The organism is Actinacidiphila polyblastidii (assembly GCF_036353415.1).
GTDB lineage: Bacteria > Actinomycetota > Actinomycetes > Streptomycetales > Streptomycetaceae > Actinacidiphila > Actinacidiphila polyblastidii.
In genome coordinates, this window is the sequence record NZ_JAZEWV010000005.1 from 209,468 (window position 1) to 236,088 (window position 26,621).

General features: G+C 74.4%; 25 protein-coding genes and 1 tRNA gene. 12 read left to right on the plus strand and 14 right to left on the minus strand.

Translation table 11 applies throughout. From position 1 onward, the window contains the following. Positions 1–59: 59 nt before the first annotated feature. Positions 60–1,469 (minus strand): M1 family metallopeptidase, encoded by a 1,410-nt coding sequence (locus V2S66_RS09275; protein ID WP_330794065.1) that lies wholly within the window; start codon positions 1,467–1,469, stop codon positions 60–62. Between the two features lie 232 nt (positions 1,470–1,701). Between V2S66_RS09275 and V2S66_RS09280 the strand changes: the two genes are divergently transcribed. Then, positions 1,702–2,838, plus strand: a complete 1,137-nt coding sequence (locus tag V2S66_RS09280; RefSeq protein WP_330794066.1) for a PP2C family protein-serine/threonine phosphatase — start codon at positions 1,702–1,704, stop codon at positions 2,836–2,838. Positions 2,839–2,871: 33 nt separating this feature from the next. Here V2S66_RS09280 and V2S66_RS09285 read toward each other — a convergent pair whose 3' ends face one another. From V2S66_RS09285 to V2S66_RS09310, 6 genes are all read right to left on the minus strand, one after another. After that, a complete protein-coding gene (locus V2S66_RS09285) occupies positions 2,872–5,862 on the minus strand; it encodes an FAD-binding and (Fe-S)-binding domain-containing protein (protein WP_330794067.1) in 2,991 nt (996 codons plus the stop codon). A 98-nt stretch (positions 5,863–5,960) separates the two neighbouring features. Continuing rightward, the gene (locus V2S66_RS09290) at positions 5,961–6,548 is read right to left on the minus strand and encodes a Uma2 family endonuclease (RefSeq protein ID WP_413966339.1); all 588 of its coding nucleotides are present in this window, start codon (positions 6,546–6,548) and stop codon (positions 5,961–5,963) included. A gap of 66 nt (positions 6,549–6,614) precedes the next feature. Beyond that, entirely contained in the window at positions 6,615–7,286 is a 672-nt protein-coding gene (locus V2S66_RS09295) for a class F sortase (protein ID WP_330794068.1), read from the minus strand. 5 nt (positions 7,287–7,291) lie between these two features. Beyond that, entirely contained in the window at positions 7,292–8,143 is an 852-nt protein-coding gene (locus tag V2S66_RS09300; RefSeq protein ID WP_330794069.1) for a hypothetical protein, read from the minus strand. Between the two features lie 145 nt (positions 8,144–8,288). After that, positions 8,289–9,068, minus strand: a complete 780-nt coding sequence (locus tag V2S66_RS09305) for an HAD-IIA family hydrolase (protein ID WP_330794070.1) — start codon at positions 9,066–9,068, stop codon at positions 8,289–8,291. Between the two features lie 94 nt (positions 9,069–9,162). Continuing rightward, the gene (locus tag V2S66_RS09310; protein ID WP_330794071.1) at positions 9,163–10,326 is read right to left on the minus strand and encodes an ROK family transcriptional regulator; all 1,164 of its coding nucleotides are present in this window, start codon (positions 10,324–10,326) and stop codon (positions 9,163–9,165) included. Positions 10,327–10,381: 55 nt separating this feature from the next. Here V2S66_RS09310 and V2S66_RS09315 point away from each other — a divergent pair, with 55 nt between their 5' ends. Then, a complete protein-coding gene (locus tag V2S66_RS09315; RefSeq protein ID WP_330794072.1) occupies positions 10,382–11,482 on the plus strand; it encodes a Gfo/Idh/MocA family oxidoreductase in 1,101 nt (366 codons plus the stop codon). A gap of 107 nt (positions 11,483–11,589) precedes the next feature. Next, the gene (locus tag V2S66_RS09320) at positions 11,590–12,063 is read left to right on the plus strand and encodes a heme-degrading domain-containing protein (protein ID WP_330794186.1); all 474 of its coding nucleotides are present in this window, start codon (positions 11,590–11,592) and stop codon (positions 12,061–12,063) included. A gap of 89 nt (positions 12,064–12,152) precedes the next feature. On the opposite strand, the gene V2S66_RS09325 is transcribed toward V2S66_RS09320, so the two are convergent. Together V2S66_RS09325 and V2S66_RS09330 are read right to left on the minus strand one after the other, a co-directional pair. Then, complete coding sequence (locus V2S66_RS09325) at positions 12,153–12,455, minus strand: GroES family chaperonin (protein WP_330794187.1); 303 nt, start codon at positions 12,453–12,455, stop codon at positions 12,153–12,155. 49 nt (positions 12,456–12,504) lie between these two features. Beyond that, positions 12,505–12,831, minus strand: a complete 327-nt coding sequence (locus tag V2S66_RS09330; protein WP_330794073.1) for a DUF3618 domain-containing protein — start codon at positions 12,829–12,831, stop codon at positions 12,505–12,507. A 100-nt stretch (positions 12,832–12,931) separates the two neighbouring features. Here V2S66_RS09330 and bcp point away from each other — a divergent pair, with 100 nt between their 5' ends. From bcp to V2S66_RS09345, 3 genes are all read left to right on the plus strand, one after another. Next, positions 12,932–13,399 carry a thioredoxin-dependent thiol peroxidase gene (bcp, locus tag V2S66_RS09335; protein ID WP_330794074.1) on the plus strand — a complete coding sequence of 156 codons (468 nt, stop codon included), beginning with the start codon at positions 12,932–12,934 and terminating at the stop codon, positions 13,397–13,399. 56 nt (positions 13,400–13,455) lie between these two features. Further along, on the plus strand, positions 13,456–14,232 hold the full coding sequence (locus tag V2S66_RS09340; RefSeq protein ID WP_330794075.1) for an HNH endonuclease: 777 nt from the start codon (positions 13,456–13,458) through the stop codon (positions 14,230–14,232). After that, positions 14,209–14,292, plus strand: a tRNA-Leu gene (locus V2S66_RS09345). The genes V2S66_RS09340 and V2S66_RS09345 overlap by 24 nt, the downstream gene beginning before the upstream one ends. Before the next feature lie 58 nt (positions 14,293–14,350). Here the strand turns inward: V2S66_RS09345 and rdgB are convergent. Both rdgB and V2S66_RS09355 read right to left on the minus strand, forming a co-directional pair. Further along, positions 14,351–14,971: an RdgB/HAM1 family non-canonical purine NTP pyrophosphatase gene (rdgB, locus tag V2S66_RS09350; protein WP_330794076.1), complete on the minus strand. Its 621-nt coding sequence runs from the start codon at positions 14,969–14,971 to the stop codon at positions 14,351–14,353. Positions 14,972–15,029: 58 nt separating this feature from the next. Continuing rightward, positions 15,030–16,163 (minus strand): aminotransferase class V-fold PLP-dependent enzyme, encoded by a 1,134-nt coding sequence (locus V2S66_RS09355; protein ID WP_330794077.1) that lies wholly within the window; start codon positions 16,161–16,163, stop codon positions 15,030–15,032. A 93-nt stretch (positions 16,164–16,256) separates the two neighbouring features. Between V2S66_RS09355 and V2S66_RS09360 the strand changes: the two genes are divergently transcribed. Together V2S66_RS09360 and V2S66_RS09365 are read left to right on the plus strand one after the other, a co-directional pair. Continuing rightward, positions 16,257–17,639, plus strand: coding sequence for a DUF445 domain-containing protein (locus V2S66_RS09360; RefSeq protein WP_330794078.1), 1,383 nt, complete (start codon positions 16,257–16,259; stop codon positions 17,637–17,639). Between the two features lie 218 nt (positions 17,640–17,857). Further along, positions 17,858–18,712, plus strand: coding sequence for a fumarylacetoacetate hydrolase family protein (locus tag V2S66_RS09365; protein WP_330794079.1), 855 nt, complete (start codon positions 17,858–17,860; stop codon positions 18,710–18,712). Positions 18,713–18,745: 33 nt separating this feature from the next. On the opposite strand, the gene V2S66_RS09370 is transcribed toward V2S66_RS09365, so the two are convergent. After that, complete coding sequence (locus V2S66_RS09370; protein WP_330794080.1) at positions 18,746–21,016, minus strand: transglycosylase domain-containing protein; 2,271 nt, start codon at positions 21,014–21,016, stop codon at positions 18,746–18,748. 301 nt (positions 21,017–21,317) lie between these two features. Between V2S66_RS09370 and V2S66_RS09375 the strand changes: the two genes are divergently transcribed. From V2S66_RS09375 to V2S66_RS09385, 3 genes are read left to right on the plus strand one after another with little or no spacing between them, the layout of a single operon-like run. Further along, the gene (locus V2S66_RS09375) at positions 21,318–22,121 is read left to right on the plus strand and encodes an ABC transporter permease (protein WP_330794081.1); all 804 of its coding nucleotides are present in this window, start codon (positions 21,318–21,320) and stop codon (positions 22,119–22,121) included. Further along, positions 22,114–23,001: an ABC transporter permease gene (locus V2S66_RS09380; protein WP_413966340.1), complete on the plus strand. Its 888-nt coding sequence runs from the start codon at positions 22,114–22,116 to the stop codon at positions 22,999–23,001. Before V2S66_RS09375 ends, V2S66_RS09380 begins: the two co-directional genes overlap by 8 nt. A gap of 3 nt (positions 23,002–23,004) precedes the next feature. Next, entirely contained in the window at positions 23,005–23,967 is a 963-nt protein-coding gene (locus V2S66_RS09385) for an ABC transporter ATP-binding protein (protein ID WP_330794082.1), read from the plus strand. A gap of 28 nt (positions 23,968–23,995) precedes the next feature. Here V2S66_RS09385 and rph read toward each other — a convergent pair whose 3' ends face one another. Both rph and V2S66_RS09395 read right to left on the minus strand, forming a co-directional pair. Beyond that, complete coding sequence (gene rph / locus V2S66_RS09390) at positions 23,996–24,718, minus strand: ribonuclease PH (RefSeq protein WP_330794083.1); 723 nt, start codon at positions 24,716–24,718, stop codon at positions 23,996–23,998. Positions 24,719–24,816: 98 nt separating this feature from the next. Continuing rightward, positions 24,817–25,077 (minus strand): PTS glucose/sucrose transporter subunit IIB, encoded by a 261-nt coding sequence (locus tag V2S66_RS09395; protein ID WP_330794084.1) that lies wholly within the window; start codon positions 25,075–25,077, stop codon positions 24,817–24,819. Between the two features lie 182 nt (positions 25,078–25,259). Here V2S66_RS09395 and V2S66_RS09400 point away from each other — a divergent pair, with 182 nt between their 5' ends. Continuing rightward, positions 25,260–26,576: a PTS transporter subunit EIIC gene (locus V2S66_RS09400; protein WP_330794085.1), complete on the plus strand. Its 1,317-nt coding sequence runs from the start codon at positions 25,260–25,262 to the stop codon at positions 26,574–26,576. The last annotated feature ends 45 nt before the right edge of the window (positions 26,577–26,621 follow it).

A 26,621-nucleotide genomic window follows, 5' to 3' on the forward strand; every position in this document is an offset into this window, starting at 1 on the left:
GCCGCGGGCAGGCCGTCGGTCGGCCCGCCCGCGGTCCATGGTGCCGTATCCCGCCGCGCTCAGGACCCCGCGGGGAAGCTCGCGGGCTTGGCGGCGGTGTACAGCCAGGTCTGGAAGAACCCGTCCAGGTCCCGGCCGGACAGCCGCTCGGCGAGCCCCTCGAACTGCGCGATGGTGCCGTTGCCGTAGCGGTGCGCGGCCGGCCACGCCTTCAGCAGGGCGCGGAAGTCGCGGTCGCCGATGGTGTCGCGCAGCGCCTGGATGGCCACCGCGCCCCGGTCGTAGACGGCGTCGTCGAACTGGTTCTGCGGCCCCGGGTCGCCAGGCTTCACCGTCCAGAACGGGTCGTCGGCCGGGTGCGCGTCGTAGACCTGCTGGGCGAGCTGCTGCGGGGTGCCGGTGTGCTCGTGCTCGGCCCACAGCCATTCGGCGTAGCTGGCGAACCCCTCGTTCAGCCAGATGTCCGACCAGCGCTCCAGCGAGACGTCGTCACCCCACCACTGGTGGGCCAGCTCGTGCGCGACGACGCCGGTGTTCGGGGCGGTGGCGTAGAAGCGCGGGCTGTAGAAGACCCGGGTCTGCGCTTCGAGGGAGAAACCGGAGGTGACGTTCGGCACATAGCCGCCGGCCGCGTCGAAGGGGTAGGGGCCGAACCAGGTGCTGAGGAAGTCGATGATCTCGCCGGTCCGCTCGACGCTGGCGCGGGCGTTGGCGGCGGTGGCCGCGGGCAGATCGGTGCTGTAGGCGTTGATCACCGGCACGCCGGCGCGGGTGGCGCTGTGCGTGAGGGCGAAGTGCCCGACCGCCAGCGTGGCCAGATAGGTGGCCTGCGGGTCGTCCTGCCGCCAGTGGAAGCCGGTCCAGCCGTCCTCGGTCCGCTGCGAGACCAGCAGGCCGTTGCTGATCGCCTGGTCGCCCGCGGGCACCCGGACCGTCACGTCGTACGTGGCCTTGTCCGCCGGATGGTCGTTGCTGGGGAACCACCACCAGGCCGACTCGGGTTCGTTGGCGGCCACTCCGCCGTCCGGGGTGCGCTGCCAGGAGGTGAAGCCGTAGCGCTGCACCTTCGAGGGCACGCCGGAGTACGTGACGGCGACGGTGATCCGGTGGCCGCGGGCGACGGGGCGCGCCGGGGTGACGACCAGCTCCTGCTCCCCGCTGCTCGCGAACCGGGCCGGCCTGCCGTCCACCGTGACCTTGCTCACGTCCAGCGCGAAGTCCAGGTCGAAGCTGGTCAGGCCCTGGGTGGCGGTGGCGGTGAGGGTGGTGGTGCCGGTCAGCGTGTCGGTGGCGGGCTGGTAGGCGAGGTCGAGGTCGTAGTGCGAGACGTCGTAGCCGCCGTTGCCGTAGGTCGGGTAGTACGGGTCGCCGATGCCGGGCGCGCCCGGCCCGGCGCCGGCCGCGGACGCCGGGATCGCCAGCAGCAGTCCCAGGACGGCGGTGGCCGATGCGATCACTCTCTTGCGCACAGGGGTCCTCCAGCGCGGTGAGCCGTGGGTGGCAGGTACACGCTGACCCTAGGAAGTCACGCGCGTCCCGGCCACCCCGGGGACCCCTGCTGTCGCAGAGTCTTCACCGGGCGCAACACAAACGGCCGGAAAGCTCAGGACGGGTCCGTAGAGTTGCACGGACGGCGCTCCGCGCTTCAGATGGAGATCCGGCCCACCGGACGTGGGGGACAAGGGCAGATAGGTTCACCATGTGAAGAGTGTCTGGTTCACCCGGGCGGTGGCCCGGCTGGAGAGCGAGTACCTCTCCCGGATGGGGTTGTCGCTCCCGCTGGCCGCCCTGGTCGTCGTCATCGCGGCCGACCTTGCCGCCGGCCAGGACCACTTCCTCACCCCGGGCATCGTCGCCGCACCCGCGCTGGCCTCCATCACCGTGAACTGGCAGCGCACCCTCTTCGTCAGCCTGCTGGGCGCCGCCGCGCAGGCCGCCCTGTCGCCCTACGACGGCGTCACCGACATCCCCGACCACGACGTCCTCTTCGGCCAGCTCTTCGCCTACGGCGTGGTCTGCCTCTTCAGCGTCTACATCGCCTGGCGGCGGGAGACCGGCGCCAAGGCGTACACCGCGATCTCCTCGGTCGCCGAGGCCGCCCAGCACGCCCTGATGCACCCGCCGGCGCCGCGGGTCGGCCAGGTCCGGCTGGCCGCCCGCTACGTCTCGGCCGCCGACGCCGCGCAGATCGGCGGCGACCTCTACGCGGTGCTGGAGACCCCTTACGGCGTACGCGGGCTGATCGGCGACGTCCGCGGCAAGGGGCTGGCCGCGGTGCAGACCTCCGCGGTGGTGCTCGGCGCCTTCCGCGAGGCCGCCTTCGACGAGGGCGGCCTGGACCGGGTCGCCGCCCGGGTGGAGGTCAGCGTGCGGCGCCACGTCACCACGGGCGACTTCATCACCGCGCTGTTCGCGCAGTTCGACCGGCCCGACAGCGTGGAGCTGCTGCACTACGGGCATGTGGCGCCGCTGCGGGTCTCCCGCGACGGCGACGTCGAGACCCTCGACCCCGCCGAGCCGTGGGTGCCGCTCGGGCTCGGCGACATGGTCGACGGCGGGCCCACGCCGTGGCGGGTGCGGCTGCGGCCGGGAGACGTGCTCGTGCTGTGCACCGACGGCGTGATCGAGGCGCGCGGCCACCGCGACAACTCCTTCTACCCGCTGGCCGAGCGGGTCGGCCCGCTGGTCGCCGGATGCGGGCGCGACCTCGACGCGGCGGTCGAGCGCGTCTACGCCGATCTCCTGCGGCACGCGGGCGGCGCCCTCGCCGACGACGTCGTCCTGCTCCTCATCTCCGCCGCCCCGATCCTCCCCGCCCACCCCCCCGACCCCGCGTAGCCCGGCGCCCGCGGGCAGCCGAACGAGAACGCTCTAGGGGCGGGTGGAGCGTTCGAGGGCGGCGAAGACGGACTCGTACGCCTCGCCGGTGGCCTGCTCCATCCCCCTCTCGCACATGCGGTTCGCCGAGAGGTGGGCCTCGTAGCCGCGCGCGGCGACCTCCTCCGCCTCCCGGCGGGTCGCCGCGGCCGTCAGCTCCTCGTGGAGCGTGCCGCGGTCCCCGGCGAAGCCGCAGCAGCCGGCGTCGACCGGCACCACGACCTCCTCCGCGCAGGCCGCGGCGAGCGCCGCGAACGCCTCGCGCACGCCCGGCAGCCGCCCGCCCGCCACCCCCATGGCGCACGTGGGGTGGAGCACCGCGGAGCCGACCCGCCGGCTCACCGCGAGCTTCGGCAGCAGCTGCTCCGCGGCCCAGACCAGCGCGTCCACCACGGTCAGCTCGGCGTGCAGTTCCCGGTTGGGCCCGGTCAGACACGGCACGACGTCCCGGCCGAGCCCCAGCGCGCAGGACCCGGTGTCGACGACCAGCGGGAGCCGGCCGCCGCCGGTCCACGCCCAGGCGTGCTCGACGACGCGGTTGGCCATCAGCGCGGCGGCCTCGTCGTAGCCCTTGGAGTGCCACACGGTGGCGCAGCAGGTGCCGCTGACGTCCGGCGGGATCCACAGCGGCGATCCGGCGCGGTCGGCGAGGACCACCAGGGCGCGGGGCGTCCAGCCGTCGGCGCCGGTGCGCGCGGAGGGACCGAGGATCCGGTTGACGCACGAGGGGTAGTACACGGCGGCCGCGCCCTGGCGGCCGGTGCGCGGCAGCCGCGGGGCGGCGGCGGGGGCCTCCGGCGGCCGGCCGGGTATCGGCTCGGGCCCCGCCGCCCCGCGGAGCGGTCCGGCGGCGGTCAGCGGCCGGTCGCCGGCGGCGCCGCGCACCGCGCGGGCGGCCGCGAGGGCGGTGCGGGCGGCGCGCTCCACCACCCGCCCGTGCGCGGCCAGCGACGCGGCCGCCCGCTGCTCGGCGCGCGAGTGCCGGGCCCGCCGGAAGTCCTTCATCAGCGCGCCGGTGTCGATGCCGACCGGGCACGCGGGCCCGCACAGCGAGTCGCCGACGCAGGTGTCGACGGCGTCGTGGCCGTAGGCGCCGAGCAGCTCCGCCAGCACCGGGGAGCCGTCCGGCTGGCGCAGCATCTCGCGGCGCAGCACGATCCGCTGACGCGGTGTGGTGGTCAGGTCCCGGCTGGGGCAGACCGGTTCGCACAGCCCGCACTCGGTGCACGGGTCGGCGGCGGTCCCGGTGACCGGCACCGTCTTGAGGCCGCGCAGGTGCCCGCGCGGGTCCTGGTCGAGGACGACCCGCGGGGCGAGGATGCCGTCCGGGTCGAGCAGCCGCTTGACCTGCCACATCAGGGCCGTGGCGCGCGGACCCCACTCCAGCTCCAGGTACGGCGCGAGGTTGCGGCCGGTGCCGTGCTCGGCCTTCAGCGAGCCGCCGAACCGCTCGGTGACGAGGTGGCAGAACTCGTCCGTGAAGGCGGCGTAGCGCTGCACGTCGGCGGGGAGCGCGGCGTCGAAGGCGAGCAGGAAGTGCAGGCTGCCGTGGGCGGCGTGGCCGGCCACCGCGGCGTCGAACCCGTGCCGGCGCTGGAGCGCGAGCAGCTCCCCGCACGCCTCGGCGAGGTGCTCGGGCGGCACCGCGAAGTCCTCGGTGATCAGCGTGGTGCCGGGCGGACGGGCGCCGGCCACCGCGGCGACGAAGGAGGCGCGGGCCCGCCACAGCGCGGCGACACGGTCGGGGTCGCGGGTGAAGTCGTTGTGCCCGGGCACCGCGACGGCTCCGGCGCCGGCGGGGGCCGGGTCGATCAGGCCGAGGTCGTCGCAGATCCGCCGGGCGGCGCGTTCGTACGCGGCCAGCTCGGTGTCGTCCGCGGCGCGGAACTCCACCAGCAGCGCGGCGCAGTCCGCGGGCAGCGCGGCCCACTCCCGGGGCGCTCCCGGGACGCCGGCGCAGACGGTGAGCGCCTGGTGGTCCATCAGCTCCACGGCCTCCGCCCCGGCCTGCGCGAACAGCGGCACGGCGGCCGCGGCGGCGGGCAGCGAGGGGAAGCAGAGCAGGGCGGCGCTGGCCGCCGGGCGTATCGGCAGCGTCTCGTAGACCGCCTCGGCGACGAAGCCGAGGGTGCCCTGCGAGCCGATCATCAGCCCGCGCAGGATCTGCGCGGGCGTCTCCCCGTCGAGGAAGGCGTCCAGCCGGTAGCCGCTGGTGTTCTTGACGGCGTGCTTGGCCCGGATGCGCGCGGTCAGCTCGGCGTCGGCCTCGATCTCGTCGCGCAGGTCGAGCAGGCCCTGGTGGAGTTCGGGCTCCGACGCGGCGAGTGCGGCGTCCGCCTCCGGGTCGCCGGTGTCCACGACGGTGCCCGAGGGCAGCACCACGGTCAGCGAGGCGACGGTCCGGTAGGAGTCGCGGGCGGTGCCCGCGGTCGTCCCCGTGGCGTTGCCGGCCAGCACGCCGCCGATCGTGGCCGCGGCCGCGCTGGCCGGGTCGGGGCCGAGCCTGCGGCCGTACCGGGTCAGCGCGGCGTTGGCCCTGGCCAGTACGGTGCCGGGCAGCACCCGCAGCCGTGCGCCGTCCGCCTCGACCTCGGCGCCGCTGAAGTGGCGGCGCACGTCCACCAGGATGTCCTCGCCCTGCGCCTGGCCGTTCAGGCTGGTCCCGGCGGCCCGGAAGACCAGGGTGCGCCGCTCCGCGCGGGCGTACGCCATGAGCGTGACGACGTCCTGGACGCTGTCCGGCACGACCACGGCCTGCGGCACGAAGCGGTACGGGCTCGCGTCCGAGGCGTACGCCACCAGGTCGGCCGTCCGGCCGAGCACCTTCCGGTCGCCCAGCGCCGCGGCGAGCCCGGCCCGCAGCCCGGCGGGCGTCCCGCCGGCCCGCGCCTCCTCCACCCGGTCCACCGCCGCGCGCCGCCCCACGGCCCGCGGCCGCAGCGCCTCCCGCCCCCGGTTCCCCTTCTTCGGCTTGTGCACGGGCATCCGGACCTCCGCAGACGGCGATCACATGGCGCAGCCAACATAAGCCGCCTCCACCTCCGCCGCGCGCCGACGGGAAACCCGTCAGCCCACCGCGCGGTTCAGCGCACCCAGCCCTTGAGCGGCTCCGTGTCGAGCACGACGCCGACGGGCTCCGGCACCCGGACCTCCGCACCGAAGGCGTACCGGTCCAGGTGGGCGTACACGCCGCGGCTCTCCGGCGAGCTGTGCACCACGACCTCGCCCAGGGTGCGGTCGACCAGCAGGTACACCGGAATGCCCGTCTCGGCGTAGGCCCGCGGCTTCTCGTCACGGTCCCGCTTGTCGGTGTCGGTGTCGAAGTCGTACGAGGTCACCTCGACGACCATCAGCACCTGGTCGGCCGACGCCCATTCGCCCTGCGCGGAGAACGTGTGCCTGGGTGCGAGCGTCCCGTCCGGCCTGGCGTGCCCGGTCCGGTACGTCTCGACCTCCAGGCCCCGCTCCGAATACAGCCGCAGATCGGGTCGCTGCTGCATGCAGTGCTCCATGACCCAGATGATGATCTCGTCGTGGTCCCCGTCCGGCACTGCCTTGACCCCGAGTTCTCCGTGGATGAACTCCAGGCGTACGTCTTCTCGTTCGGCGGCAGCGGCGATCCGCTCGAAACCCTCGGCCTCCATCTGAGGCCGGTCCTCGATGACCGTCACGGAACCGCTCCGTCCTTGTGGCAGCACAGGCGGAACCGACACTCCACACCCTACCGGCGGGTGCCGTCAGGCCCGGTGGCTGCCGGTGAGGGCGGCGCGCACGACGATGTTGGCGGTGTAGGCGCGGGTGGTGCGGTCGAAGACGCCGCCGCAGGTGACGAGGCGCAGTTCGGGGGGGCCGGTCGGGGAGCCGTAGACGCGGGCGGGGTCGAAGTGCGCCTTCTCGACGGTGTCGACCGCCAGGACGGCGAACTCGGCGACCGTGCCGTCCGCGCGGGTCACCTCGACCCGGGCGCCGGGCCGCACGGTGCTGAGCGGGTAGAAAACGGCCGGGCCGGTCTCGGTGTCGACGTGGCCCACGATCAGCGCGGTGCCGGCGGCGCCCGGGGACGGCCCGCCGCGGTACCAGCCGGCGGTGCCTGGGGTGCTGTACGGCGGCGGGTCGACGGCGCCGTCGGTCAGGCCGCGCGGCACGAGCGGCGCGTGGATGCCGAGCGAGGCGATGTCCAGCCGGACCGGGGCCGCGGCGGCCAGCGGCGGCCGGCCGGTGCCGGGCGCGGGCGCGGCGCCCGCCTCGGACACGGCGGGCGGCCCGGCGCCGGGCCCGGGGGCGGCGCCTGAGCCGTGTCCCGAGCCGGACAGCCAGGCCGTCAGCAGGAGCAGCGCCGCCGCCCCGGCCGCCCAGGCCCGCCCGCGGGGCGAGGGGACAGGGGGTGTCGGGGCCGCGCCGTCGAGCACGCGGCTCAGCCGCGGGCGCAGGTGCGGGCGGCGTTGCGGCGGCGGACCACCGCGGTGGTGAGGGCGATCGCGGCGAAGCCTCCGGTGGCCACCAGCGCGCCGGTGCTCGAACCGGCCGCGACGGGCCCGGCGGCGAGCTGCGCGGTGCCGCCGCCGCCCGCGGGCACCGGCCGGACCGGCTTCAGCGGCGAGGTCGGCGTGGTCGGGGTGAGCGGCGCCGACGAGGTGGTGACGGTGACGGTGGCGCTGGCGGACGAACTCTCGCCGTCGCACTGCACCGAGACGGTGTAGGAGCCGTCGACCGCGTCGGACCGGATGAAGGCACTGCCCTCCAGCCCGGTGGCGCCGCTCGCCGGGGCGAGGGTCACGCTGGACACGAAGACGCTCGCGCTGGCCTTCGCCTTGTGCCCGGCCGAGCAGGACGCCTGCAGGTGCAGGCTGACCATGCCGCCGGGGGCGACCGTGGTGGGGCTGACGTCCATCGCACCGCCACCGCCACCGCCACCGGCGGCGGTGGCGCCGGGGTCGGTGGCCGTGTCCGCGCCCGCGCCGCCGTCCACGGCCGCACCGCCGTCGGTGACCGCGCCGCCGTCGGCGGCCCCGCCGGCTGCCGGGTCCGTGCCGATGCCCGTGCCGGCGTCCGTACCGGTGCCGGAATCGGTCAGGCCGTCCGCCGGCGTGCCGGCCGCGTCCGACGCGCCGGCCGCGCCCGACGGGTCGCCCGCGAAGGGGTCGGCCGGCAGACTGCTCGTTCCCGTGTCCCCCGCGTCGGCGACCGCCCAGGGGGCGGACACGCCGCCGACGGCGGTCACGGCCACGAACGCGGCGGCGACGACGGGCAGTGTGAGACGGGTCATCAGGAGGACCTCCGCTCGTCCGGGGGCGTCGATCCGCTCCCGGTCCTCCGAACATCCCCGTGCCCGCCGCCGCCCGCACCCCGGGCGGCGGTTCACTGGCCCATCCAGGTGAGCGGCCGTCGACGCAGCGTGACGGCGCGGCCGGTCAGATCTCGGCGACCAGGTCCGCGATGGAGTCCACGACCCGCGACGGCTTGAACGGGTAGCGGTCGATGTCCGGCACCGTGGTCAGCCCGGTCAGCACCAGGAACGTCTCCATGCCCGACTCCAGTCCGGCCAGCACGTCGGTGTCCATCCGGTCGCCGATCATCGCGCTGCTCTCGGAGTGCGCGCCGATCGCGTTCAGCCCGGCGCGCATCATCAGCGGGTTGGGCTTGCCGACGAAGTACGGGGCCCGGCCGGTGGCCTTGGTGATCAGCGCGGCGACCGACCCCGCGGCGGGCAGCACGCCCTCGGGGGACGGCCCGGTCTCGTCGGGGTTGGTGCAGATGAACCGGGCGCCGCCGTTGATCAGCCGGATCGCCTTGGTCAGCGCCTCGAAGCTGTACGTGCGGGTCTCGCCGAGCACCACGTAGTCCGGGGCGTGGTCGGTGAGGACGTAGCCCACGTCGTGCAGCGCGGTGGTCAGGCCGGCCTCGCCGATCACGTACGCGGTGCCGCCGGGCCGCTGGTCGTCCAGGAACTTCGCGGTGGCGAGCGCCGAGGTCCAGATGTTGGCGACCGGTACGTCCAGGCCCATCCGGGTCAGCCGGGCGTGCAGGTCGCGCGGGGTGTAGATGGAGTTGTTGGTGAGCACCAGGAACGGCTTGCCCGACTCCTTGAGGCCCTTCAGGAAGGCGTCGGCGCCGGGGATGGGTGTGCCTTCGTGGATCAGCACCCCGTCCATGTCGGTGAGCCACGACTCGATGGGCTTGCGTGTCGACACGGACGTTCTCCTGTTCCTGGTGCCGCCGGACGGTCTGCGCTGCCCCAGCGTAGCCGGGGCGGACCGCGGCAGGTCCTGGCGTCTTGCGGGCCGGTCAGCCGAGCGCCGCCGCGGTGAAGAAGGGCGCGAGCACCAGCAGGGCCGCGCCCTCGGCCACCGCGAGCGGCGGGGCGACCGCGACCGGCACCCGGCGCCCGCGTGCGGCGAGCACCTCGGCGACGCCGGCGCGGAAGCCGCCGGGGTCGGCCTGGACGGTACGGCCGCCGAGCACCACCCGGTCGATGTCCAGCAGCGCGACGAGGTTCGCGGCGCCGACGCCGAGCAGCGCGGCCGCGCCCCGCAGGTCGCCGCGGGCCACCGCGGCCAGGCAGAGCGCCTCCAGGCAGCCGCGGTTGCCGCACTTGCACGGCGGGCCGTCCAGCTGGACCGCCTGGTGCCCGAACTCCCCCGCCCCGGTGCGCCCGCCCCGGTGCAGCGCCCCGTCCAGCACGAGGCCGGCGCCGAGGCCGGTGCCCAGGTGCAGGTACGCGAAGGACCCGACGGTCGCGCCGCCCCCGCGGGCCCCGATCGCGACCCCGGTCCCGGCACCGGCCTCGACCCCGGTCCCGGCCGCCGGGCCGGCCGCCGGGACCGGGCCCGCCGCCAGCACGGCGAGCGCCGCGGCGTTCGTGTTCTTGTCGACGGCGACCGGCAGACCCAGCCGGCGGGCGAGTTCGTCGCGCAGCCGGCAGCCCTCCCAGTGCGGGAAGCCGGTGACGCGGTGCAGCACGCCGGTGCGGTGGTCGAGCGGGCCGCGTATCCCGACGCCGGCCCCGATCACCGGCCCGGAGGCGGTCGCGGCGGTCGCGCGGATCTCCGCCGCCACCGCGCCGAGCGCCTCGTCGACCGGCCGGCCCAGGTCGAGCGGCGCGGTGCGCTCGCCGACCTGCCGGCCGGCGAGGTCGGTGAGCACCGCGGTGAGCCGCTCGCCGTCGAGGTGCACGCCGACCGCGTGCCGGGCGCCCGCCGCGAGCCGCAGCCCGGTGCGGGGCTTGCCGCCGGTCGGCGCGCGGTGACCCGACTCCTCGATCAGGCCCCGGGTGCGCAGCCGCGCGGTGATCTTGCTGACCGCCTGCGGGGTCAGCCCGGTGCGCTCGGCCAGGTCGGCGCGGCTGAGGCCGCCGTCGGCGCGGGCGGCGGCGCGCAGCAGATCGAGCACGAGGGCGGCGTTGTGGCCGCGCAGAACGGGCAGGTTCGCCCCTGAGGCTGACGGATGCACGCTGCCATTGTCGCGCGCGCTTGCACTTTGGCAACACTGTTGCAAAAGTGGAGCCATGAGCACTGCCCCGGACACCCCCGCCGCCCCCGTACCCGGCGCGGCCGGCGCCGCGCCTCTGCGCGTCGCCCTGGTCGGCTACGGCCCGGCCGGCTCCTTCTTCCACGCCCCGCTGATCGCGGCCACGCCCGGCCTGGTCCTCGACACGATCGTCACCGGCAGCCAGGAGCGGCGCGCCCAGGCCCGCGCCGAACACCCCGAGGTGCGCTTCGCGGACACCGCCGAGGAGCTGTGGACCGGCGCCGCACCGGACCTCGTCGTGCTGGCCTCCCCCAACCGCACCCATGTGCCGCTGGCCACCGCCGCACTGGAGGCGGGCCTGCCCGTCGTCGTCGACAAGCCGCTGGCCGGGACCGCGGAGGAGGCCCGCAAGCTGGCCGCGCTCGCCGACTCCCGCGGGCTGCTGCTGACGGTCTTCCAGAACCGCCGCTGGGACAGCGACTTCCTCACCCTGCGGGCGCTGCTCGCCGACGGTGCGCTCGGCGACGTGCACCGCTTCGAGTCCCGCTTCGAACGCTGGCGCCCGCACCTCAAGGGCGGCTGGCGGGAGTCCGGCGACCCCGCGGAGATCGGCGGCCTGCTCTACGACCTCGGCAGCCACCTCGTCGACCAGGCGCTGACCCTCTTCGGCCCGGCCCGCGGCGTCTACGCCGAGTCCGACGTGCTCCGCCCCGGCGCGGCCGCCGACGACGACTCCTTCGTCGCGATCACCCACACCTCCGGGGTCCGTTCCCACCTGTGGATGAGCGCCACCACCGCCCGGCTCGGCCCGCGCTTCCGGGTGCTCGGCAGCGCCGCCGGCTACGTCACGCACGGCCTCGACCCGCAGGAGGCCGCACTGCGCGAGGGACGGCGGCCGGGCGACGGCACCGCGTGGGGCGTCGAACCCGAGTCCGCGTGGGGGACCCTCGGCGCCGAGGAGTCCGTACGGCCGGTGCCGTCGCTTCCCGGCGACTACCCCGCCTTCTACGCCGCGGTGGCGTCCGCGCTGCGCGAGGGGACCGCGCCGCCGGTGACCGCGCTGGAGGCGGCGGCCACCCTGGAGGTCATCGAGGCCGCCCGGCGCTCGGCCGCCACCGGACAGGCGGTGACGCTGTGAGCGCCGCGCAGCCGGCCGCGGGCGACGGCCGTACCGGGGACGCCGCGCCGGCGACCGGCAGCCCGGCCGCCCAAGGCGCCCAGGGCGCCGCAACGGGCGGCGGCTCCCTGCTCGACGAACTCGCGGCGCAGGAACAGGCCCTGGTCCTGCCCCGGTTCACCCACGACGACGCGTGGCGGCTCGGCTGCCTGCTCGTCACCCTCGCGCGCGAACGGGAGGCCGCGGTCACCGTGGACATCCGGCGCGGCGGCCAGTGCCTCTTCCACTACGCGATGGAGGGCACCACCCCTGACAACGACGTCTGGCTGGAGCGCAAGGCGCGCGTCGTCGAACGGTACGCCGCCGCCTCGCTGCTGGTCGGCGAGCGGTTCCGGGCCAAGGGCACGACCTTCGAGGCGTCCTCCCGGCTCGACCAGGACCGGTACGCCGCACACGGCGGGGCGTTCCCGCTGCGGGTCACCGGGGTCGGCGTGGTCGGCGTGGCCGGCGTCTCCGGGCTGCCGCAGGCCGAGGACCACGCGCTGGTCGTGGCGGCGCTCACCCGATTCCTGGAGGAGGTCCGCACGTCCTGGTCGGCGTGAGGCATGGCCCGGCCCGGGGCCCGTCGCGGCCCGGGGCCGTGCGCCGGCCGAAGGACGACCGGGCGGCGCACGGCGGCGGGCCGGCGGGGCTACAGGTACAGCCCCGTGGAGTCGTCCGTGCCCTGCAACCGCTCGGCGGCCACCGCGTGCAGGTCGCGCTCGCGCATCAGCACGTACGCCACCCCCCGCACCTCGACCTCCGCGCGGTCCTCCGGGTCGTACAGCACCCGGTCCCCGACCTCCACCGTGCGGACGTTCTGGCCGACCGCGACGACCTCGGCCCAGGCCAGCCGCTTCCCGACGGCGGCGGTCGCCGGGATCAGGATGCCGCCGCCGCTGCGGCGCTCCCCCTCGCCGCCGTCCTGCCGCACGAGCACGCGGTCGTGCAGCATCCGGATGGGCAGCTTGTCGTGCTCACTGTTCGAACTCACGGCCACGACGTTACCGGCGGCGGCGGTGCACCGAGAGACCGACCACCGCACCGATCAGCACCGCCACGGCCACCGCCGCCGGCACGATCCGCTCCGGCCGCGGTCTGCCGTCCTCCGTCACGAACTGCGCCCGCGCGCGGCTGACCGCGCGGTTCGCCGCGACATACGCCTGACCGACGGTCCGGTCCAGCGCGGAGACGGCCTTGGCCTTGGTGTCCCGGGCGATCGTCACCGGATGCACCCGTACCGCGATCTCGTCGAGCGTCGCCGCGAGATCCTCCCGCCTGCGGGCAATCTCCGCCTCGATCTGAGCGGGCGTCCTCGCACCTTCCGACACCGCACTGCCTCCATCGCCTGATTCGGTAGCGTTCGGACAGTCTGTCAGCATGACAGGGTACGTGCCTCGTCGGCACCCCGTTTGCCCCAGGAGCCTTCCCATGTCCGAGCGACTCGCAACCGGCGACACCGCCCCCGACTTCACCCTGCAGGACGCCGACGGCAAGCCGGTCTCCCTGGCCGACCACCGCGGCCGCAGCACCATCGTGTACTTCTACCCGGCCGCCCTCACCCCCGGCTGCACCAAGGAGGCCTGCGACTTCACCGACAACCTCGACGTGCTGGCCGCGGCCGGCTACGACGTCATCGGGATCTCCCCCGACAAGCCGGAGAAGCTCGCGAAGTTCCGCGAGAAGGAGTCCCTCCAGGTCACCCTCGCCTCCGACCCCGACCGCTCCGTCCTCACCGCGTACGGCGCCTTCGGCGAGAAGACGATGTACGGCAAGACCGTCACCGGCGTCATCCGCTCCACCTTCGTCGTCGACCCCGACGGCCGCGTCGCCCACGCCTTCTACAACGTCCGCGCCACCGGCCACGTCGCCAAACTCCTCCGCGACCTCAAGGTCTGACCCGCGCCCGCCCCGGGCCGGGCGCCGTGACCGCTCGGGGCGCCGCCCGTTGATCCGTGCGAGGGCTCGAACGGCAGACCGGGAGCGGAGGAGCGGTGGCCACCGGCGCCTACCCGCGCGAGCGGCTCGCCGCCGCCGCGCACGCGTCCAGGACCTTCGCCGAGGCGATGGAGAGGCTCGGAGACGTGTCGCCCCCGGGCGCGCGGCGGTACCTGCGCGACCGCATGCGGCTGCTGGGAGTCGACACGTCGCACTTCGAGCGCGAGGCCACCCGCTGGACACGCGACGCCCTGACCCGGGCGGTCGCCGGCGCGGCGAGCATGAACGAGGTGCTGCGCCGGCTCGGGCTCGACGTCGTCGGCGGCCACCACACCCACATAAGCCGCCGGGTCCGGGGGCTCGGGATCGACACCTCGCACTTCACTCCGCGTGCGGCGGCCGACGCGGCCCGGCGGGGGCGCCGCACCGGGAGCCGCGCCGACCTCCTGGTACGGCAGGACCCGCAAGCGGCCAGGAGGGTACCGAGCGACCGGCTCAAACGGGCTTTGGCCGCGCGGGGCGTCGCCGACGTCTGCGCCTCCTGCGGAACCCCGCCCGCGTGGCGCGGCCGCCCGCCGCCGCTGGAGGTCGACCATGTCAACGGGCGACCGGAGCGACGACCGCCTGGTGAATCTGCGGCTGCGCTGCCCCAACTGCCATGCGGTGACGCGGACGTGGTGCCGAGGCGGCGGTCCCGCGCACTGGGGCGCCGAGGAGTCGGGCGGCGGCCCCACGGGCGGGGCCGCGGCGGATACGATGGCGTGAGTTCTGCGGCCGTTGCTGAATTGGCATAAGCGCGACACTTAGGATGTCGTGGGAGAAATCCCATGTGGGTTCGAGTCCCACCGGCCGCACCGTGCGGGCCCGTCCCCCGAGGGGAGCGGGCCTTTCACGTGGGGCGTGCGGGGGTGTTCAGCCGAGGAGTTCGGCGATGTGCGGGGTCAGGGCGCGGAACGCCTTGCCGCGGTGGCTGATCGCGTTCTTCTCGTCGGCGGTGAGTTCGGCGCAGGTGCGGCCGCGGACCATGGCGGGGTCGGTGTCGGGCTGCAGGATCGGGTCGTAGCCGAAGCCGCCCGCGCCGGCGGGGGTGTGGCGGAGGGTTCCGGTGAGGCGGCCCTCGGTGACGCGGGTGGTGCCGCCGGGGAGCGCGAGGGCGGCGGCGCAGGCGAAGTGGGCGCCGCGGTGGGGGTCGTCGATGTCGGCGATCTGGGCGAGCAGCAGCCGCAGGTTGGCGGGGTCGTCGCCGTGGCGTCCCGCCCAGCGGGCGGAGAAGATGCCGGGGGCGCCGCCGAGCACGTCGACGCAGAGGCCGGAGTCGTCGGCGACGGCGGGCAGTCCGGTGGCGTCGGCCAGGGTCCTCGCCTTGAGCAGCGCGTTCTCGGCGAAGGTGACGCCGGTCTCCTTGACGTCGGGGATCTCGGGGTAGGCGTCGGCGCCGACCAGCTCGACGTCGAGTCCTGAAGCGGTGAGGATCGCGTGCAGTTCTCCGACCTTGTGGGCGTTGCGGGTGGCGAGGACGAGGCGTCGGGTCATGGGCCGATTATCTCCGGCGGCGGCCCGGCGGCGGCCGGGCGGTGTCGGCGGGGAAGGGTCAGCGCAGCGAGGTCAGGGCGGCCTGGACGCGGTCGACGGCGGCGAGCGGCGTGGAGGCGTGTGCGGACAGCCGCAGCGACGTGGCGCGCACGGTCGGCGTGACGTCGTGGGCGTGCAGCGCCTTGGCGACGGTGGCGGGGTCGGTGCCGGGCAGCGTGAAGGAGACGATGCCGGCGCGCTCGGCATGCGAGGTCGGGGAGAGGATCTCGCCGCCGCAGCCGCGCACGGTGTCGACGAGCTGGTCCACCCGGGTGGCGATGTGCGCCTGGATCGCGGTGACGGTGGTGCGCTCGACGAGTTCGAGGGCGGCGGCGAGCGCGGCGGCGGTCACCGGGCTGAGGTTGGTGATGCTCCAGCGCTGCGCGCCGGTCGCGGGCGGGTGTTCGCGGTCGTCGAAGAGCGCGACGTCCTCGACGCCGGTCCAGCCGGTGAGGACGGGTTCGAGGCGGTCGAGGGCGCGTGCGCTGAGGACGGCGAAGCCGGTGGACCAGCTGGCGCGCAGCCATTTCTGGCCGCCGGTGACCAGGACGTCGGCGGCCTGCCAGGGCAGGTCGGCGACGCCGAAGCCCTGGATGGCGTCGACGACGAGGAGCCGGTCGGGGCCGAGGACCTCGCGCAGTGCGGCGAGGTCGGCGCGGAAGCCGGTGCGGAAGTCGACGGCGCTCAGCGACAGGGCGACGACGTCGTCGGTGAGTGCGGCGCGGACCAGGTCGGGGGTGATCCGGCCGAAGGCGTCGGGTTGCAGGCTGCGGGCGCGGGCCCGGCCGAGGGCGGCGGTGCGCCGCCAGGGGTAGTGGTTGGCGGGGAACTCGCCCGCGGGGACCAGCACGGTGCCGCGGGGGATCCCGAAGGCGGCGTGGAAGAGGCCGGTGGAGGCGTTGGGCAGCAGGACGGTCCGCTCGGGGTCGGCGCCGGCCAGCCGGGCGGCGCTGTCGCGGGCGCGGGTCTCGGCGCGCATGAGGTCGTTGACGGTGTCGTGGTCGGCGCGCGCGGAGCGGGCGAGCGCGGCGGCGGTGACGGCGAGCACCTCGCGGGAGGGGGGTCCGTACCGTGCGAAGTCCAGGTATCCCTCGGGCGCGTCGAACTCCTCGGCGTATCCCGGCAGGCCGCCGTCGCTGTCCTGGGCCGTCATCGTGCTCCTCGGTGGTGTGGCGCCGGGAGGCGCCGGGAACCTGTCGTACGTTCCCAGAGTGGCAGTGGCGGTGAGGATACGCGGGTGGAGCGGATGGCTACGGGCAGAGCGAGCGGACCGGCGCGCGGGTACGGCGCGGGCGCGGCCGGCATGAGTGCGGGCGGCATCGACGCGGGCGGTGCGGGGGCAGGCGGCGGGGTGGGCCCGGCGATCGGCCCGGCCGGGGTCGATCCGGACGCCGAGCGGCAGCGCGGGGTGCGGCGGATGAAGCTGATCGCGACCGGCTTCCTGCTGGTCGCGACGGTGGTGTACGCGCTCGCCCGGTGGGCGCAGGCGGAGGGCGCGGGCGGCTGGTCGGGGTATGTGGCGGCGGCGGCCGAGGCGGGCATGGTGGGCGCCCTCGCGGACTGGTTCGCGGTCACCGCGCTGTTCCGGCGGCCGCTGGGGCTGCCGATCCCGCACACCGCGATCATCCCGACGAAGAAGGACGCCCTGGGCGCGAGCCTGGGGGACTTCGTCGGCGAGAACTTCCTGTCCGCCGAGGTGGTGCGGGCCCGGCTGCGCTCGGTGGGCATCGGGTCGCGGCTGGGCGGCTGGCTGGGTGAGCCGGCCAACGCCGACCGGGTGACCGAGCAGGCCGCGGCGGCGCTGCGCGGGGTGCTGACGGTGCTGCGGGACTCCGACGTGCAGGCGGTGGTGAGCGAGGCGATCACCCGGCGGGCGGACGCGCAGGAGGTCGGCCCCGGGCTCGGCAGGCTGCTGGAGCGGGTGGTGGACGACGGCGGGCACCACCGGATGGTGGACCTGGTGTGCGTGCGGGCGCACGACTGGCTGGTGGAGCACGGCGATTCGGTGATGGACGCGGTGCAGGGCGGCGCGCCGGGGTGGACGCCGCGGTTCGTGGACCGGAAGGTCGGCGAGCGGGTCTACAAGGAGCTGCTGCGCTTCGTCACCGAGATGCGGGACTCGCCGGGGCATCCGGCGCGGGGCGCGGTGGACCGCTTCCTTGGCGACTTCGCGGTGGAGTTGCAGTCCGATCCTGACACCCGGGCCCGGGTCGAGCGGCTGAAGAAGGATCTGCTGGCGCGCGGCGAGGTGCAGGAGCTGATCGCGTCGGCGTGGGGCGCGGTGCGCGGCATGGTGGTGTCGGCGGCGCAGGACGAGCAGAGCGAACTGCGGCTGCGCACCCGGTCGTCGCTGCTGTCGCTGGGCGGCCGGCTGGCGACGGACGGGCGGCTGCAGGAGAAGGTGGACGGCTGGCTGGAGGAGGCGGCGACGTATCTGGTGACGACGTACCGGGACGAGATCACCTCGCTGATCAGCGAGACGGTGGCGGGCTGGGACGCGGAGCAGACGTCGCGGAAGGTCGAGGCGCATGTCGGCCGGGACCTGCAGTTCATCCGGATCAACGGCACGGTGGTCGGAGCGCTGGCGGGGCTGGTGATCTACGCGCTGTCCCGGCTGGCGACCGGCTGAGGCCCGCTCGCCGGCCGCCGGCGGGGGACGGACCGGGTGCGGCCCCGCGCCTGGTCCGGGCGCGGTGCCGTACGTCCGAGGCGTGGGCAGGGGGTTGCGTGCGGACGCCGGGACTTGGAGGATCGGACAAGACATCCGATGACCGTTCCGCGTCGGATGCACCCATCGACGACGATCGACGACGATCGACGACCATCGAGACCTGACGGAGAGTCATCGTGAAGCTGCTGCGAGTCGGACCCGCCGGGGCGGAGCGCCCGGCCCTGCTGGACCGTGAGGGCGTACTGCGGGACCTGAGCGGTCTCGTCGCCGACATCGACGGGGCGCTGCTCGCCGACACCGCCGGGCTGGAGCGGATCGCCGCGGCCGCGGCGGACGGCTCGCTGCCCGCGCTGGACCCGGCGCTGCGGGTCGGGCCGCCGCTGGCCAGGATCGGCAAGATCGTCTGCATCGGCCTGAACTACCACGACCACGCGGCGGAGACCGGCGCGCAGCCGCCGTCCGAGCCGGTGGTCTTCATGAAGGCCCCCGACACGGTGGTGGGCCCCGACGACACCGTGCTGGTGCCGCGCGGCAGCGAGAAGACCGACTGGGAGGTCGAACTCGCCGTGGTCATCGGACGGGAGCTGCGCTACGCCGCCTCGCACGATGAGGCGCTGGCCGCCGTCGCGGGCTATGCGGTCGCGCACGACGTCTCCGAGCGGGCCTTCCAGATCGAGCGCGGCGGCCAGTGGGACAAGGGCAAGAACTGCGAGACGTTCAACCCGCTGGGCCCCTGGCTGGTGACCGCCGACGAGATCCGCGACCCGCAGGCGCTGCCGCTGCGGCTGTGGGTGAACGGCGAGCTGAAGCAGGACGGCTCGACCGCCGACCAGATCTTCCCGGTGGCCGAAGTCGTGCGCTACCTCAGCCAGTTCATGACGCTCTACCCGGGCGACGTGATCAACACCGGGACGCCCGCGGGTGTCGCGCTCGGGCAGCCGGACCCGAAGCCGTATCTGCGTCCCGGCGACGTCGTCGAGCTGAGCATCGAGGGGCTCGGCACGCAGCGCCAGGAGCTGAAGTCCGCCTGACCGCCGCCTGACCAGGCCGGCCCCCGGACCGGCTCAGCCCGAGGGCGCCGGGGGCTGGCCGCCGCCCTGCCCGCCCGACCCGTCGCCGCCACCACCACCGCCGGTGCCTCCGTCGCCGCCCGCGCCGCCGTCGCCTCCACCGGTGAGCCCGCCGAGCGGGTCGAGCGTCCCGGTCGGCGGCGGGGTCGTCGGGGGCTCGGAGTCCGGCGGCTGCGAGGTCGGCGGCTCGGAGCTGGGCGGCGGGGTCGTCGTGGCCGGCGGCTCGGCGGTGGTGGTGGACGGCTCGGTGGTCGTCGGGGACTGCGGGTCCGGCGGCTCCTCGGTGTCCGCGGGCGGGCTCGCGCCGGGCTGCAGTCGCAGGTCGAAGTCGTGCGGCGGGGTGCCCCTGAGGGCGTCGGCGGTGTACTGCGCCCACACCCGTCCCGGCGGGCCGCCGCCGTTGACCCGGCCGGGGCCGATGCCGCCGGTCAGGGCCACCTGGTGCCCGTTGTCCGGGTCGATGCCCATGACCGCGACCACGGTGGCGAGCTTCGGCGTGTAGCCGGCGAACCAGGCGGCCTTGTCGCTGTCGGCGGTGCCGGTCTTGGCGGCGGACGGCCGGCCGGAGTTCCGCGCGACCGCGGCGGTGCCCTTCGGGCTGTCCACGACGGTGCGCAGCATCGCGGTGGTGGTGTCCACCGCGGTGCGCGGCACCGACTGCACTGAGGCGCGGTGCGGCAGCTTGACGTCGTCGCCGTCCTTGCTGACCTTGAGCACCAGCGTGTACGGGGTCACCCGGCCGTGGGCGGCCAGCGTCGCGTAGACCTGGGCCATGTCGAGCGGGCTGGCGCTGTGCTGCCCGAAGGCGCCGAGCGCCATCGCGGGGGTCTGCGGGATGTCGACCTTGTCGGGCATCCCGAGGTCGTGCGCGGTGTCGATGACCCGGGAGGTGCCGATGTCCTGCGCCATCTGGGCGAAGACCGCGTTGACGGACTTGTCCATGGCCTCGGTGACGGTGATGTTCCCGTAGGTGTGGTCGTCCTCGTTGGGCGGGGCGTAGCCGACCGGGCCGTCGGGGCCCTGCACCTGGCGGCGGTTGCGGCCGCTGTAGCGGGTGCTCGGGGTGATCGTGTCGCCGTCCTGGGTCTGGGAGGCGTGCTGGAGCGCGGCGGCGAAGAGCACCGGCTTGAAGGTCGAGCCGGGCTGGTAGGTCTCGTTGGTGGCGGTGCTGACGTACTGCTTGGTGTAGTCGACACCGCCGTAGAGGGCGACCACGTTCCCGGTCGCGGGGTCGATGGAGACGCCGCCGGCGTGCACGGCGCGGCCGGCCTTGTTGTCGCTGCGCCGGTCGTAGACCTGCTGCTGGGCTGCCCTGGCGAGGGCGTCCTCCTTGGGCTTCTGGATGGTGGTGACGATCCGGTAGCCGCCGGCGGCCAGCGCGTCGCTGTCGACGATGTCGTGGTCGGTCAGGTACTGGTTGACGGCCTCGACGAGGTAGCCGCGCTGCCCTGCCTTGCTGGCGCTGGGCCGGGGCTTGCCGATCGCCGGGAACCGGGTGGCGGCGCGTTCCGACGCGCTGAGCCAGCCCTCCTTGACCATGCCGTCGAGCACGTAGTTCCAGCGCCCCCGGGCCGCCGCGGCGCTCTCCGGGTGGGCGGCCAGGTCGTACTCGCTCGGCGCGTTCAGCAGCGTGGCCAGGTAGGCGCCCTGCGCGGTGGTCAGGTCGGCGGCGTCCTTGCCGAAGTACGCCTGGGAGGCGGCCTGGATGCCGTAGGCGTTGCGGCCGTAGTAGCTGGTGTTGAGGTAGCCCTCGAGGATCTCGTCCTTGGTCTCGTTGCGGTCCAGCTTGATCGAGATGAAGAACTCCTTGACCTTCCGCTTCGCGGTCTGGTTCTGGTTCAGGTAGTAGTTCTTCACGTACTGCTGGGTGATCGTCGAGCCGGACTGGCGGCCCTTGCCGGTGGCGGTGTTCCAGGCGGCGCGGACCATGCCCTTGGGGCTGACCGCCGACTCGTGGTAGAAGTTCCGGTCCTCCGCGGAGAGCACCGCGTACCTGGTGGTCCTGGCGACCCCGCTGAGCGGCACGTTCTGCCGGTTGACCGCGCCGTCGCGGGTGATCTCGGTCTTGCCGTCGGCGTAGAGGTAGACGTTGTTCTGGGCGACCGCGGCCGCGTTCGCGTCGGGGATGGAGACCAGGGCGTAGCCGACGAAGAAGGCGCCGACGAGCAGCGCCAGGACGGTCAGGATGCCGCCGGTGAGGAGCCGCCAGGACGGCAGCAGCCGCCGCCACCCGGTCCGGCCCCGCCGGCTCGACGCTTCACTCATGTCTACTGGGACTCCTCGGCCGCCGCCGTGGTTGGCCCGCGCCGGCACATGATGGACGAATCGTTACGTACGCTCCCGTACACCCACGTAGGCGTCCGCTCCACACTGTCGCATCATCTGCCCGCCGCGGATCAGCGGCACGCATCCGTGACAGGGCTGTGACAGGCCGAAGGCCGCCATGGGTCAGCCGTCCGGCGGAAAACCCGTGGCACCGGCCGGGCGGGCCGCACTAGGCTCGCGGGCTTGTGTGCCGGGCGGTCGGGCCGGCCCCGGCGGGGTTCCAGGAGGTGCTGCGGGGACGATGGGCGGCTTCTACGCGGCGGTCGCGGTGCGCGGTTTCCGGCGCTACGCGACGTACCGCACGGCGACGGCGGCAGGGGTGTTCACCAACACGGTCTTCGGGCTGATCGTCTCCTACACCTACATCGCGCTGTGGGAGCAGCGCCCGCACCTGGGCGGCTACACCGAGCCGCAGGCGCTGACCTTCGTGTGGGTCGGGCAGGCGCTGCTGATGACGATGGCGCTGATGGGCGGCGGCTTCGAGGACGAGCTGATCGAGCGGATCAGGTCGGGCGACATCGCGGTCGACCTCTACCGGCCGGCCGACCTGCAGGGCTGGTGGCTCTCGGCGGACCTCGGCAGGGCCGCCTTCCACCTGCTGGGGCGCGGGGTGCTGCCGATGGTGTGCGGCGCGCTGGTCTTCGACCTGGCGCTGCCCGTCTCGGCGGCGGCGTGGGCGCTCTTCCTGGTCTCGGTGACGCTGGGCGCGCTGGTCAGCTTCGCGATCCGGTTCCTGGTGGCGCTGACCGCGTTCTGGCTGCTGGACGGCGCGGGCGTGAACCAGATGGCGTGGCTGGCCGGGCTGTTCTTCTCCGGCATGCTGCTGCCGCTGAACGTCTTCCCCGGCGCGCTCGGCACGGTGTCCAGGGCGCTGCCGTGGTCCGCGGTGCTCCAGGTGCCGGCCGACGTGCTGATGGGCCGCCACCAGGGCGCGGGCGCGGCCGGCGCGCTCGCCTTCCAGGCGGGGTGGGCGCTGGCGCTGCTGGCCGCGGGCCGCGCCCTGCAGTCGGTGGCGACCCGCCGGGTGGTGGTCCAGGGTGGCTGAGCTGGGCTGCGACGCGTGGGAGGACGGCCCGGCCGCGCCGGCCGGCGAGCGGCGGCCGGCGGACGAGGCCGGCGGGGTGCGCGAGAGCTTGCGCGTGTACGGGCTGATCGTCGCGATGTGGGTGCGGTCCACTATGGCGTACCGGGCGTCGTTCCTGCTGACGGCGCTCGGCAACTTCACCGGCACCGCCCTGGACTTCGTGACGATCCTGCTGATGTTCTCCCGGATCACCGTGCTGGGCGGCTTCACGCTGCCGGAGGTGGCGTTCCTGTACGGGACGACGAGCACCGCCTTCGGCGTCGCCGACCTGGTGATGGGGTCGATGGACCGGCTCGGCCGGCGGGTGCGCGACGGCACGCTGGACGCGCTGCTGCTGCGGCCGGCGCCGGTGCTGGTGCAGGTGGCCGCGGACCGGTTCGCGCTGCGCCGCCTCGGCCGGGTCACGCAGGGCCTGCTGGTGCTGGGCTGGGCGCTGGCCCGGGTGGACGTGGCGTGGACGCCGGCCAGGGTGCTGCTGCTGCCGGTGATGCTGGCGTCGGGCGCGGTGATCTTCGGCGCGGTCTTCGTGGCCGGCGGCGCCTTCCAGTTCCGCGCGGGCGACGCCTCGGAGGTGCAGAACTCCGTGACGTACGGGGGCAACACGATGCTGCAGTACCCGCCGACGGTGTTCGCGCACGAGCTGGTGCGCGGCGTGACCTTCGTGGTGCCGCTGGCCTTCGTCAACTGGCTGCCCGCCCTGGACGTCCTGGGCGAGCCCGATCCGCTGGGTCTGCCGCGCTGGGTGGACTTCACCTCGCCGCTGGTCGCCCTGCTGTGCTGCGCGCTGGCCGGCGTGGCGTGGCGGGCCGGCCTGCGGTCCTACCGCAGCACAGGGAGCTGAGCGATGGACGACCCGGTGATCGCGCTCGACGGTGTCGAGAAGGTCTTCGACGTACGGCGCAAGGTCGGCAGGATGCGCCGCGAGCGCCAGGAGGTGCGGGCGGTGGACGGCCTGACCTTCACCGTGCCGCGCGGCGAGATGGTGGGGTACATCGGGCCGAACGGCGCGGGCAAGTCCACCACGATCAAGATGCTGACCGGCATCCTCAACCCGAGCGCCGGCCGGATCAGGATCTGCGGCATCGACCCGACCCGGGAGCGCACCCGGCTGGCGCGGCGGATCGGCGTGGTCTTCGGGCAGCGCACCACCTTGTGGTGGGACCTGCCCTTGCGCGACTCGTACCAGCTGGTGCGGCGGATGTACCGGATCGCGGACGCCCGGTACGCGGCGAACCTCGACGCGTGCGTGGAGCTGCTGGAGCTGGGGCCGCTGCTCGACGTGCCGGTCCGGCAGCTCTCCCTCGGGCAGCGGATGCGCGGCGACATCGCGGCGGCGCTGCTGCACGACCCCGAGGTGCTCTACCTGGACGAGCCGACCATCGGCCTGGACGTGATCAGCAAGGCGCGGGTGCGGGACTTCCTGCGCACGGTCAACTCCGAGCGCGGCACCACGGTGCTGCTGACCACCCACGACCTGACCGACATCGAGACGCTGTGCCGGCGGGTGATGGTGATCGACCAGGGCCGGCTGATGTACGACGGCGGGCTGGCCGGGCTGCACGCGGTCGGCGAGAGCGAGCGGACGCTGGTGGTCGACTTCGCGCAGGAGCTGCCGCCGGCCGAGGTCGACGGCGCCCGCTGCGTACGCGTCGAGGGCCCCCGCCAGTGGCTGGCCTTCCCCGCCGCGGCGAGCGCCGCCCCGCTGGTCTCCGCGCTCGCCGCCGGCTACCCGCTGGTGGATCTGTCGATCCGCGAGCCGGCCATCGAGGACGTGATCGCCCGCATGTACGGAGCGGACCGGGCCTGACGGCCCGGTGGCCGCCGGGCCGGCGGCGTCAGAGGAGCGCGGCCTTCTGGGCCGCGGTGAGGTCGGTGCAGCCGGCGGCGGCGAGGGCGAGCAGGGCGTCCAGCTCGGAGCGGTCGAAGGGCTGCCCCTCGGCGGTGCCCTGGACCTCGACGAAGCGGCCGTCGCCGGTGCAGACGACGTTCATGTCGGTCTCGGCCTTGACGTCCTCCTCGTAGGCGAGGTCGAGGAGCGGGACGCCGCCGACGATGCCCACGCTGACCGCGGCGACCGAGCCGGTGATCGGCGTCGCCTTGGCGCGGATGAGGTGGTTCTCGCGCATCCAGTCCACCGCGTCGACCAGGGCGACGTACGCGCCGGTGATCGCCGCGGTGCGGGTGCCGCCGTCGGCCTGGAGGACGTCGCAGTCCAGCACGACGGTGTTCTCGCCGAGCGCCTTGTAGTCGATGACCGCGCGCAGCGAGCGGCCGATCAGCCGGGAGATCTCGTGGGTGCGGCCGCCGATCCGGCCGCGCACCGACTCGCGGTCGCCGCGGGTGTTGGTCGCGCGCGGCAGCATCGAGTACTCGGCGGTGACCCAGCCCTCGCCGCTGCCCTTGCGCCAGCGCGGGACGCCCTGGGTGGCGCTCGCCGTGCACAGGACGCGGGTGTCGCCGAAGGAGACCAGGACGGACCCTTCCGCGTGCTTGCTCCAGCTCCGCTCGATGGTGACGGGGCGGAGCTGGTCGGGGGTGCGGCCGTCGAATCGTGACATGCGCTGAGCCTATCCGGGTGAGCGGGCGCCCCGCGGCGCCGGTTCACCGTGCCGGTCCGGCGCCGCGGTTCAGCGCGGCGCGCGGCGCCGGCCGCGGGTCACATCATGTCCTCGATGTCCGCGGCGATCGGGTCCGCGTCGGTGCCGATGACGACCTGGATGGCGTTGCCCATCTTCACCACGCCGTGCGCGCCGGCCGCCTTGAGCGCCGCCTCGTCGACCAGGCCGGGGTCCTTGACCTCGGTGCGCAGCCGGGTGATGCAGCCCTCGACCTCTTCGATGTTGTCGAGTCCGCCGAGTCCGGCGACGATCTTCTCTGCCTTCGTGGGCATCTGTGTCTCCTGATCTCCCTGACCCACCGGCGGGTCCGTTATGTCACGGTAACCCACGGTTGGCCCAACTTCACGGGCGGTCGCCTCCACCGGCGGCGACCATGGCGATCACGGGCGTCCCCGCCTGCGGGCGTGCGCTCCCCCGTGCGGCAATTGGTTTAGACCACTGTACGCGACCGTCGCCCGGGCCGCCGTCACGGAGGACAGCGATGAGCACGGACGCCGCAGCCGCCGCCCCGCCCTCGAAGACCTGGGCGAGCCGCTTCTTCCAGGGCCTGCAGAAGATGGGGCGCAGCCTGCAGCTGCCGATCGCGGTGCTGCCCGCGGCGGGCATCATGACCCGGCTCGGCCAGGACGACGTCTTCGGCAGCGCCGGACTGCACTGGGACCGGCTGGCGAAGGTCTTCGTCGGCGCGGGCGGCGCGCTGCTCGACGGCAGCTTCGGCCTGCCGCTGCTCTTCTGCGTGGGCGTCGCCATCGGCATGGCCAGGAAGTCCGACGGCTCGACCGCGCTCGCCGCGGTGGCCGGCTTCCTGGTCTACTTCGGCATCCTCACCCGATTCCCCAAGACCTGCCCGCAGGGCAGCCACTACACCCAGCTCGGGCAGCTGGCGGGTGCGTGCACGCTCAAGGACGGCACCGCGACGCTCGCCAGCTACAACACCCCCGGGGTCTTCGGCGGCATCGTGATGGGCCTGTTCACCGCCTTCCTCTGGCAGCGCTACCACCGCACCAAGCTGGTGGCGTGGCTCGGCTTCTTCAACGGCCGCCGGCTGGTGCCGATCATCATGTCGGGCGTCGCGATCCTCTTCGCGGTCGTCTGCCTGTGGGTCTGGCCGCCGGTCGGCGACGGCCTGACCAGCTTCAGCAAGTGGCTGGCGGACCGCGGCGCGATCGGCGCCGGCATCTTCGGCGTGGCCAACCGGGCGCTGCTCACGGTGGGCCTGCACCAGTTCCTGAACACCTTCGTCTGGTTCCAGTTCGGCGACTTCACCAAGCCGGACGGCACGGTGGTGCACGGCGACATCCCGCGGTTCCTGGCCGGCGATCCCGACGGCGGGCAGTTCCAGACCGGCTTCTTCCCGATCATGATGTTCGCGCTGCCCGCGGCCGCGCTGGCGATGGCGCACAGCGCGCGGCCGAGCCGCCGCAAGGAGGTCTCCGGCCTGATGCTCTCGGTCGCGCTGACCTCGTTCGTGACCGGCATCACCGAGCCGATCGAGTACTCGTTCCTGTTCATCGCGCCCGCGCTCTACGCCCTCCACGCGCTGCTCACCGGCGCGTCCATGGCGGTGTGCTGGGCGCTGGGGGTCAAGGACGGGTTCAGCTTCTCGGCGGGCGTCATCGACTACGGGCTCGACTGGAACCTGGCCAGCAAACCCTGGCTGATCCTCATCATCGGGCCGTGCTTCGCCGTCGTGTACTACGTGCTCTTCCGCTTCGTGATCGCCCGCTTCGACCTCAAGACGCCAGGACGCGAGCCGGAGGAGCTGGGCGAGGAGATGGAGCGCGACAACGTGAGGTAGGTGTGTCGGACGCCATACGGAATGAAGGATTCCGTTATTCCGTCC

Coding starts and splice junctions, on each gene's coding strand:
- V2S66_RS09285 (WP_330794067.1), bottom strand. CDS start 5,862: ATGCCCGTGCACAAGCCGAAGAAGGGGAACCGGGGGCGGGAGGCGCTG.
- V2S66_RS09300 (WP_330794069.1), bottom strand. CDS start 8,143: ATGACCCGTCTCACACTGCCCGTCGTCGCCGCCGCGTTCGTGGCCGTG.
- V2S66_RS09315 (WP_330794072.1), top strand. CDS start 10,382: ATGAGCACTGCCCCGGACACCCCCGCCGCCCCCGTACCCGGCGCGGCC.
- V2S66_RS09325 (WP_330794187.1), bottom strand. CDS start 12,455: ATGCTGCACGACCGCGTGCTCGTGCGGCAGGACGGCGGCGAGGGGGAG.
- bcp (WP_330794074.1), top strand. CDS start 12,932: ATGTCCGAGCGACTCGCAACCGGCGACACCGCCCCCGACTTCACCCTG.
- rdgB (WP_330794076.1), bottom strand. CDS start 14,971: ATGACCCGACGCCTCGTCCTCGCCACCCGCAACGCCCACAAGGTCGGA.
- V2S66_RS09355 (WP_330794077.1), bottom strand. CDS start 16,163: ATGACGGCCCAGGACAGCGACGGCGGCCTGCCGGGATACGCCGAGGAG.
- V2S66_RS09360 (WP_330794078.1), top strand. CDS start 16,257: ATGGCTACGGGCAGAGCGAGCGGACCGGCGCGCGGGTACGGCGCGGGC.
- V2S66_RS09370 (WP_330794080.1), bottom strand. CDS start 21,016: ATGAGTGAAGCGTCGAGCCGGCGGGGCCGGACCGGGTGGCGGCGGCTG.
- V2S66_RS09375 (WP_330794081.1), top strand. CDS start 21,318: ATGGGCGGCTTCTACGCGGCGGTCGCGGTGCGCGGTTTCCGGCGCTAC.
- V2S66_RS09385 (WP_330794082.1), top strand. CDS start 23,005: ATGGACGACCCGGTGATCGCGCTCGACGGTGTCGAGAAGGTCTTCGAC.
- rph (WP_330794083.1), bottom strand. CDS start 24,718: ATGTCACGATTCGACGGCCGCACCCCCGACCAGCTCCGCCCCGTCACC.
- V2S66_RS09400 (WP_330794085.1), top strand. CDS start 25,260: ATGAGCACGGACGCCGCAGCCGCCGCCCCGCCCTCGAAGACCTGGGCG.